The 8540-nt window shown below is 57.3% G+C and carries 9 protein-coding genes; 6 read left to right on the top strand and 3 right to left on the bottom strand.

Annotation, left to right across the window (positions count from 1 at the left end; all coding sequences use genetic code 11):
- A partial coding sequence (locus D8V06_RS16035) for a sugar phosphate nucleotidyltransferase (protein WP_241667830.1) occupies positions 1–650 on the top strand: 650 nt, incomplete at its 5' end.
- Between the two features lie 129 nt (positions 651–779).
- Positions 780–2138, top strand: a complete 1359-nt coding sequence (gorA, locus tag D8V06_RS16030) for a glutathione-disulfide reductase (protein ID WP_130931295.1) — start codon at positions 780–782, stop codon at positions 2136–2138.
- Here gorA and D8V06_RS16025 read toward each other — a convergent pair.
- Positions 2135–3148, bottom strand: a complete 1014-nt coding sequence (locus D8V06_RS16025) for a DNA-binding protein (RefSeq protein WP_130931294.1) — start codon at positions 3146–3148, stop codon at positions 2135–2137. The genes gorA and D8V06_RS16025 overlap by 4 nt on opposite strands.
- A 177-nt stretch (positions 3149–3325) precedes the next feature.
- On the opposite strand from D8V06_RS16025, the gene D8V06_RS16020 reads away from it, so the two are divergent.
- The 3 genes from D8V06_RS16020 to ahpF all read left to right on the top strand — a co-directional run bounded on the left by D8V06_RS16020 (position 3326) and on the right by ahpF (position 6692).
- Positions 3326–4264 carry a site-specific integrase gene (locus D8V06_RS16020; RefSeq protein WP_130931293.1) on the top strand — a complete coding sequence of 313 codons (939 nt, stop codon included), beginning with the start codon at positions 3326–3328 and terminating at the stop codon, positions 4262–4264.
- 174 nt (positions 4265–4438) lie between these two features.
- Positions 4439–5002: an alkyl hydroperoxide reductase subunit C gene (ahpC, locus tag D8V06_RS16015; protein WP_007975937.1), complete on the top strand. Its 564-nt coding sequence runs from the start codon at positions 4439–4441 to the stop codon at positions 5000–5002.
- Between the two features lie 127 nt (positions 5003–5129).
- Complete coding sequence (ahpF, locus tag D8V06_RS16010) at positions 5130–6692, top strand: alkyl hydroperoxide reductase subunit F (protein ID WP_130931292.1); 1563 nt, start codon at positions 5130–5132, stop codon at positions 6690–6692.
- A gap of 188 nt (positions 6693–6880) precedes the next feature.
- On the opposite strand, the gene gloA is transcribed toward ahpF, so the two are convergent.
- Positions 6881–7402 (bottom strand): lactoylglutathione lyase, encoded by a 522-nt coding sequence (gene gloA / locus D8V06_RS16005; protein WP_130931291.1) that lies wholly within the window; start codon positions 7400–7402, stop codon positions 6881–6883.
- A gap of 144 nt (positions 7403–7546) precedes the next feature.
- On the opposite strand from gloA, the gene D8V06_RS16000 reads away from it, so the two are divergent.
- On the top strand, positions 7547–8071 hold the full coding sequence (locus D8V06_RS16000) for a DUF4946 domain-containing protein (RefSeq protein ID WP_130931296.1): 525 nt from the start codon (positions 7547–7549) through the stop codon (positions 8069–8071).
- 173 nt (positions 8072–8244) lie between these two features.
- On the opposite strand, the gene D8V06_RS15995 is transcribed toward D8V06_RS16000, so the two are convergent.
- On the bottom strand, positions 8245–8540 hold a 296-nt coding region (locus D8V06_RS15995; protein WP_130931290.1), incomplete at its 5' end, for a histone-like nucleoid-structuring protein, MvaT/MvaU family.

The following is an 8540-nucleotide window of genomic DNA, read 5'->3' as shown; positions in this document are numbered from 1 at the left end:
ACCATTTCGACATCAGCTACGAGCTGGAAAACCAGATCAAGGGCACCGACAAGGAGAAATACCTGGTCGGCATCCGCAAGCTGCTCGACAACTGCTCGTTCTCCTACACCCGTCAGACCGAAATGAAAGGCCTGGGTCACGCGATCCTGACCGGTCGTCCACTGATCGGCGACGAACCTTTCGCGGTCGTGCTGGCGGACGACTTGTGCGTCAACCTTGAAGGCGACGGCGTACTGACCCAGATGGTCAAGCTGTACAAGCAGTTCCGCTGCTCGATCGTGGCCATCCAGGAAGTCGATCCGCAAGAGACCAACAAGTACGGCGTCATCGCCGGCGAGATGATCCGCGACGACATCTACCGTGTGCACAGCATGGTCGAAAAACCAAAGCCTGAAGACGCGCCGTCGAACCTGGCCATCATCGGTCGCTACATCCTGACCCCGGACATCTTCGACCTGATCGAACAGACCGAGCCAGGCAAAGGCGGCGAAATCCAGATCACCGACGCCCTGATGAAGCAAGCCCAGAACGGCTGCGTAATGGCCTACAAGTTCAAAGGCAAGCGCTTCGACTGCGGCGGCGCCGAAGGCTACATCGACGCGACCAACTTCTGCTTCGAGAACTTCTACAAGACGGGTAAGGCTTACTAAAAGCTTTTGACCCGACTGTATGAAAAGCCACCTTCGGGTGGCTTTTTCATTTTCCGCCCCAATAACGTTCGCAACGCTTGCCCAACACACGTCCGCAGGTATGCTGATCACCTGCCGAGGAGATAGACAATGGCCTACGATTTTGATCTTTATGTGATTGGCGCCGGTTCCGGCGGTGTGCGGGCTGCGCGGTTTGCGGCGGGTTTTGGGGCGAAGGTGGGCGTGGCCGAGAGCCGTTACCTGGGCGGCACTTGTGTGAACGTCGGTTGCGTGCCGAAAAAGCTGCTGGTTTACGGCGCGCACTTTGCCGAAGATTTTGAACAGGCGTCGGGTTTTGGCTGGACGCTGGACGACGCGCAGTTCGATTGGTCGACGCTGATCGCCAACAAGGATCGCGAGATCAATCGCCTCAATGGTATCTACCGCAACCTGCTGGTCAACAGCGGTGTGACCCTGCATGAAGGCCACGCGAAGATCGTCGATCCGCATCAGATCGAGGTTAATGGCGAGCGTTTCACCGCGAAGAATATCTTGATCGCCACCGGCGGCTGGCCGCAGATCCCGGACATTCCGGGGCATGAACACGCGATCAGTTCCAACCAGGCGTTTTTCCTCAAAGAACTGCCCAAGCGTGTGCTGGTGGTAGGCGGTGGTTACATTGCGGTCGAATTTGCCGGGATTTTCCATGGCCTCGGTGCGCAAACCACGCTGCTGTATCGCGGTGAACTGTTCCTGCGTGGCTTTGACGGTTCCGTGCGCAAGCATTTGCAGGAAGAGCTGACCAAGCGCGGCATGGACCTGCAGTTCAACGCCGACATCGAACGCATCGACAAGCAGGCTGATGGCAGCCTGAAAGTCACGCTCAAGGACGGTCGTCAGCTGGAAGCCGATTGCGTGTTTTACGCCACGGGTCGCCGGCCGATGCTGGACAATCTCGGATTGGAAAACACCGCGGTCAAGCTCGACAAGAAAGGCTTTGTCGAGGTGGATGAGCAGTATCAGACCTCCGAACCGTCGATCCTGGCGCTGGGTGATGTGATCGGTCGGGTGCAACTGACACCTGTGGCGTTGGCCGAAGGCATGGCGGTGGCGCGCCGTTTGTTCAAGCCTGAGCAATATCGCCCAGTGGATTACAAGATGATCCCGACGGCGGTGTTCAGCTTGCCGAACATTGGCACCGTCGGCTTGACCGAAGAAGAGGCGCGCGACGCCGGGCATGACGTCGTGATCTACGAAAGCCGCTTCCGCCCAATGAAGCTGACTTTGACCGAATGCCAGGAGCGCACGCTGATGAAGCTGGTGGTGGACGGCAAGTCCGACAAGGTGCTGGGTTGCCACATGGTCGGGCCGGACGCCGGTGAAATCGTTCAGGGCCTGGCGATTGCCTTGAAGGCAGGCGCTACCAAGCGCCACTTCGACGAAACCATCGGCGTGCACCCGACGGCCGCCGAAGAGTTCGTCACCATGCGTACGCCGGTCGCCGGTTAATCGTCTTTGGCTGCGTCTGCCGCCGCTGCTGCTGCAGCGGCCAGACGTACGCTTTCTTCCAGCGCTGCCTGGGTTTTCGTCAGTTCAATTTCCAGTGCTTTGTTGATGTGCGATTGCTCATCGATGTTCTGTTTTTGCGCCTGACTTTCCAACAGGGCAACGCGCAGGCGTTCCTGGAGGAGGGTGCGTTCGGCGTCGACACGGGTGGCCTGTTCCAGTAGCTGGTCCTGACGGTTATTGCTTTGCTTGAGTTGAGCCTGCAACAGGCTCAGCTCACGCAACGTTCCGCGGTTCTCCGTGAGCAATCGTTCGTTGTCACGGTGCAACTGCGTGATTTCGTCCTGGCGCACCAGCGCACTTTGCTGCGCTTGGCGCAACTCCATCTGCAACTGTTGCACCTGACTTTCATGACGGCTGAGTTCCTGTTCGCGTTGCTCCTTGACGGCATTGCGGTAGTGCTCAAGTGCATCGCGGGCATGCAGGTGCTTTTCTTCCAGCGAGCGGATTTGCTCGTCTTTGTCTTGCAAGCGTAATTCGAAATCCGCCAGCGCCTGGTTCAATCCGGCGTTGCGGGTCTGTTCGGCCTGCAGCGTAGCCAGGGTTTCTTGCAGGGATTCGTGTTCTTGAGTCAGCGCCAGGCTCTGGATTTCATACTGCTCGTGGAGTTCGTTGTTGGTTTCCTGCGCTTCTGTCAGCTGGGCTTCAAGCGCTTTGCGCTGCTGCTCGAACTGTTCGCGGGCCTGATCAATCGGCTCTTGCGCCTGTTCTTTCAGGCGTTGCGCCAGTCGCGAAACCAAGGCCAGCAGTTCATCGTCGATCGGTTCGGCGGGTTCGGCTTCTACGCGCTGAGCGCCGTCGTCCAGTTCCTTGAGATAGCGATGAATGGTGGTTTTGGAGCCGGTATTGCCCATTTCGATCCGCACTGCATCGATGCTCGGGTTCTCACCGCGGGCAAGAATGGCCAAACGGGCCGCTTGCACGACCGCCTTATTTACACCGCCACGGGCCATGACTACTCCTACAATTTCGTAATGTGGTACGTACTACCTGAATACACATTGTACCATTCAATCATAGAAGTTAAATACAAAGCGTTATTGACACGGGATATACTGGTATTACCCCATGTGATACAGCAAAAGCCGTGAATTTTCCCGCTGAAACGGTACGTTTTCGAGATCTGCGCCATGACTGAACTGGACCGCTACCTGCAAGCCGCCACCCGCGACAACACCCGTCGCAGTTATCGCGCGGCAATCGAGCATTTCGAGGTCAGTTGGGGCGGGTTTCTGCCGGCCACCAGCGACAGCGTTGCGCGCTACCTGGTTGCGCATGCAGGCGTGTTGTCGATCAATACGCTCAAGTTGCGTTTGTCGGCGCTGGCGCAATGGCACAACAGCCAGGGTTTTGCCGATCCGACCAAGGCGCCCGTGGTGCGCAAGGTGTTCAAAGGAATTCGTGCGTTGCACCCTGCGCAAGAGAAACAGGCGCAGCCCTTGCAGCTTCAGCATCTGGAGCAAGTGATTAGTTGGCTCGAGCAGGAGGCGGCAACCGCCAGGGCACAGTGTGATCGCCCCGGTTTGCTGCGGGCAAAGCGCGACAGCGCGCTGATTCTGCTGGGCTTCTGGCGCGGGTTTCGCAGCGACGAGTTGTGCCGCGTACAGATTGAACATGTACAGGTCAACGCCAACTCGGGCATTACGCTCTACCTGCCGCGCAGCAAGAGTGATCGGGAAAACCTCGGCAAGACTTACCAGACACCGGCGCTGCAACGCCTGTGTCCGGTGCAGGCCTACATCGACTGGATCACCGAAGCTGCGCTGGTGCGCGGGCCGGTTTTCCGTGGCATTGATCGCTGGGGGCATTTGAGTGAGGAGGGGCTTCACGCCAACAGCGTGATCCCATTGCTGCGACAAGCGCTGGAGCGCGCGGGGATTGCCGCCGAGCTCTACACCAGTCACTCGTTACGCCGCGGCTTTGCGTCCTGGGCGCATCAGGCCGGATGGGATTTGAAATCGTTGATGAGTTACGTCGGCTGGAAGGACATGAAGTCGGCCATGCGCTATATCGAAGCCAGCCCGTTTCTCGGTATGGCGCGCTTGCCTGAAAATGCGCTGGTTCCCTGAGCCAAGCGCAAGGGCGCCCTCACTGCAATTCCCCAGATACCGTTTTCTTCTATTAATACTGTTGGCTAATAGCCAAAGCCAATCAGCAGCATCAGGTTTGCCAATGAGCCAACCGTCCGTCGAGTGGGTAAAGTTCTCCCCATCAACTTCTTAACCCCTGACGGAGAGTCAACGATGCCTATCATCAACAGCCAAGTTAAACCATTCAAAGCTGACGCATTCAAAAATGGCGACTTCGTAAAAGTCTCGGACGCTGACCTGAAAGGCAAGTGGTCTGTAGTTTTCTTCTACCCAGCAGACTTCACCTTCGTTTGCCCAACCGAGCTGGAAGACCTGGCTGACAACTACGATGCCTTCCAGAAGCTGGGCGTCGAGATCTACAGCGTTTCCACCGACACCCATTTTGCCCACGCTGCCTGGCACAACACTTCGCCAGCCATTGGCAAAATCCAGTACACCATGATCGGCGACCCGACCCACGCGATCTCCCGCAACTTCGACGTGCTGATCGAAGAAGCTGGTCTGGCTGACCGTGGCACCTTCGTGATCAACCCTGAAGGCCAGATCAAAATCGTTGAACTGAACGACGGCGGTGTAGGCCGTGACGCCTCCGAGCTGCTGCGCAAGATCAAGGCTGCTCAGTACGTCGCTGCTCACCCAGGCCAGGTTTGCCCAGCCAAGTGGAAAGAAGGCGAGGCCACTCTGGCTCCGTCCCTGGACCTGGTCGGCAAGATCTAAGTCAGTGACGCGCTTCATCAGGGCGGACTTCCGCACCTTCTAAGCAAGCTGCACCGCCCACTAAAAACGCCCGGGCGAGATTCGCTCGGGCGTTTTTTTATGCACCAAATTCAAGGAAATCGCCCGTATGTTGGACACCAATCTTAAAGCCCAGTTGAAATCGTACCTGGAACGGGTCACCCAGCCGATCGAGATCGTTGCATCCCTCGACGACGGTGCGAAATCCCAGGAAATGCTTGAATTGCTGAAGGACGTTGCCAGTCTTTCCAGCCAGATTACTTTGCTCGACAACGGTGACGATGCACGCAAGCCATCGTTCTCGATCAATCGCCCGGGTGCCGACATCAGCCTGCGCTTCGCCGGCATCCCCATGGGTCACGAATTCACGTCGCTGGTGTTGGCTCTGCTGCAGGTTGGCGGTCATCCATCGAAGGCCAGCGCTGAAGTCATTGAACAGATCCGTTCGCTCAAAGGTGAGTTCAACTTCGAGACTTACTTCTCGCTGTCCTGCCAGAACTGCCCCGACGTAGTCCAGGCATTGAATCTGATGGCCGTACTCAACCCGAACATCCGCCACGTCGCAATCGACGGTGCGCTGTTCCAGGCTGAAGTCGATGAGCGTCAGATCATGGCGGTGCCGAGCATCTACCTCAATGGCGTGAACTTCGGCCAGGGCCGCATGGGCCTGGAGGAAATCCTCGCCAAGATCGACACCAGCGGCATCGAGCGTCAAGCTGAAAAGATCAGCGCCAAAGAAGCGTTTGACGTGCTGGTGGTCGGCGGTGGCCCAGCCGGTGCCTCGGCAGCGATTTATGCCGCGCGTAAAGGCATTCGTACCGGTGTGGCGGCCGAACGTTTCGGTGGACAGGTGCTGGACACCATGGCCATCGAGAACTTTATCTCGGTGCAGGAAACCGAAGGGCCGAAACTGGCCGTAGCGCTGGAAGAACACGTTAAACAGTACGATGTGGACATCATGAACCTGCAGCGTGCCGACAAACTGGTGCCTGGCAAAGAGGGTGAGCTGCACGAAGTCCACTTCGCCAGCGGTGCGAAACTCAAAGCCAAGACCGTGATCCTGGCGACGGGTGCACGGTGGCGTGAAATGAACGTCCCCGGTGAGCAGCAGTACCGCAACAAGGGCGTGGCGTACTGCCCGCATTGCGACGGTCCGCTGTTCAAAGGCAAGCGCGTTGCAGTGATTGGCGGCGGTAACTCCGGCGTCGAAGCGGCCATTGACCTGGCCGGTATCGTCTCCCACGTCACGCTGCTGGAGTTCGACGTACAACTGCGCGCCGATGCGGTATTGCAGCGCAAGTTGCACAGCCTGCCCAACGTCACCGTGATTACCAGTGCGCAAACCACTGAAGTGACTGGCGATGGACAGAAGGTCAACGGCTTGCGTTACAAGGATCGTCAGAGTGACGAACTGCGTACTGTTGAGCTGGAAGGGATCTTCGTGCAGATCGGCCTGTTGCCGAACACCGATTGGCTCAAGGGCACCATCGAGCTGTCGCCGCGCGGCGAGATCATTGTCGATGCCCGTGGTGAAACGTCAATCCCTGGCGTGTTTGCCGCCGGTGACGTAACGACCGTGCCTTACAAGCAGATCGTGATTGCGGTGGGCGAGGGCGCCAAGGCTTCCCTGAGCGCATTTGATCACTTGATCCGAACTTCAGCCCCGGCGTAAACCGGGACGCTGAAAATACAAAACCCCATGAGTGATCATGGGGTTTTTGTTTTTCTTTACATGATCGTTCCCACGCTCTGCGTGGGAATGCAGCCCAGGACGCTCCGCGTCCCCAAAAGCGTGACGCAGAGCGTCACAGGAGGCGTTACCACGCAGAGCGTGGGAACGATCAGTGGCAGCAAACTTTTTTACAGCGGTGCCGGCTGAATGATTTCGACCCAGTAAGCATCCGGGTCCTTGATGAACGCCAGGCTCTTCATGCGGCCATCGGTCAAACGTTTCTGGAAATCGCAGCCCAGCGCTTCGAAACGCTCGCACGCGGCGACGATATCCGGTACCGAGATACAGATGTGGCCGAACCCGCGCGGATCAGTGTTGCCGTTGTGGTAGGAAAAGTCCGGGTCGTTTTCGGTGCCGTGGTTGTGAGTCAGTTCGAGGATGCCAGGGATCGACTTCATCCACTCGGTGCGTGCAGCGGCGTCGGCAGGAATCTGCGCCTTATCGACCAGCGCGAGGAAGTACAGGCTGAATTCGGCTTCCGGGAAATCGCGTTTTTCTACCAGCGTGAAACCCAGGATGCGCGTGTAGAAGTCCAGGGACTTGGTGATGTCCTTGACCCGCAACATGGTGTGGTTGAACACGAATTTTTGCGTGGCGGTGTCAGGTTGTGCGGTAACGCCGGGGAAGGTGTTCAGTTCTTGCAGGCTCATGGGCCCTCCGGAAATAAGTGGGGCTGACGATTGGCGACTATGATACGCAAGGGATGCGACATCACCAAACCCAAAGCGTCGGCTATTGCCTGACAGTCGGTCGAGGCTCAGACTTCACTGCTCATCCTGCGAGTGTTCATGGCAATGATTCGAATCGGCACATCGGTACTCATTTTGATTGGCGTGTGGTGTGGGGTTGCCAGTGCGGATGCTGAAGCGCCGGTCATGCCCTGGCCCGCCGGTTGGCAGGTCGAAGCGATCGAGCAAGGGACGGCTGCGCCAGGCGTTTCTCGCCAGCGCGCAGTGAAAAGCGATCACGGCGGGACGCCAGTCATGGTGATGGAGTTGACCATGACACGGGTGGAAAGCGGGCACCAAGTAAACCTGGAGGGCGTGTTGCTGGAGATGCGCAAGTCGGTGCAAAAAGACTTCTTTCAAAGCGGCTATCAAAGTGTTTGCAATCGCATACATCCGACAACGTTGAGCCGTTTATCGGCGTTGGAATCTACCTGCACCATCACGCAAAACGGTCGTCATGTGCTTTCTCAAACTTTGGTAGCTGCCGTTGACGGCGATAAGGCCTATGTTCTTTCCTACGCGGGGCAGGCCGAGGCTTACAAAACAAGTCAGGATGAAATAGAAGCGGTGCGCAACGGCTTGAAACTTTAGCCAAAGACTTTAGTGGCTGCAGGCTTTGCGCAAGGATGAAGTACTTTAGATGCCCAATGGGATTAAGCCTAAAGTTAGTCGGCAAGTAGCGAGTTGATCGACGCACTTCGTTGCATTTAGATGGTATTCATGAAAAAGCCCTGCATTGGCAGGGCTTTTTTTACGGCGCAAATTTAGCCGCGCAGCCAGGAGTCAACGGTGGAAGCGCCGTATTGTTCCTTCCAGGCTTTCAGGCCGCGATGGTTGCCGCCCTTGGTTTCAATCAGCTCGCCGGTGTGCGGGTTCTGATAAACCTTGACCACGCGAGCGCGGCGGGTTTTAGGTGCGGTAGCCTGTTGCAGGCCGGACTTGCCCGGGTTCGGATCGAGGATGGCGATGATGTCGCGCAGGCTCTTGCCGTAGGTTTTCATCAGCCCCTGGAGCTTTTCTTCGAATTCGATTTCTTTCTTCAGCCCGGCATCGTTCTTCA

The organism is Pseudomonas sp. Sample_24 (genome assembly GCF_004307605.1).
In the GTDB taxonomy this organism is placed as follows: Bacteria; Pseudomonadota; Gammaproteobacteria; order Pseudomonadales; family Pseudomonadaceae; genus Aquipseudomonas.
This window is presented reverse-complemented; position numbering and strand designations above follow the sequence as displayed.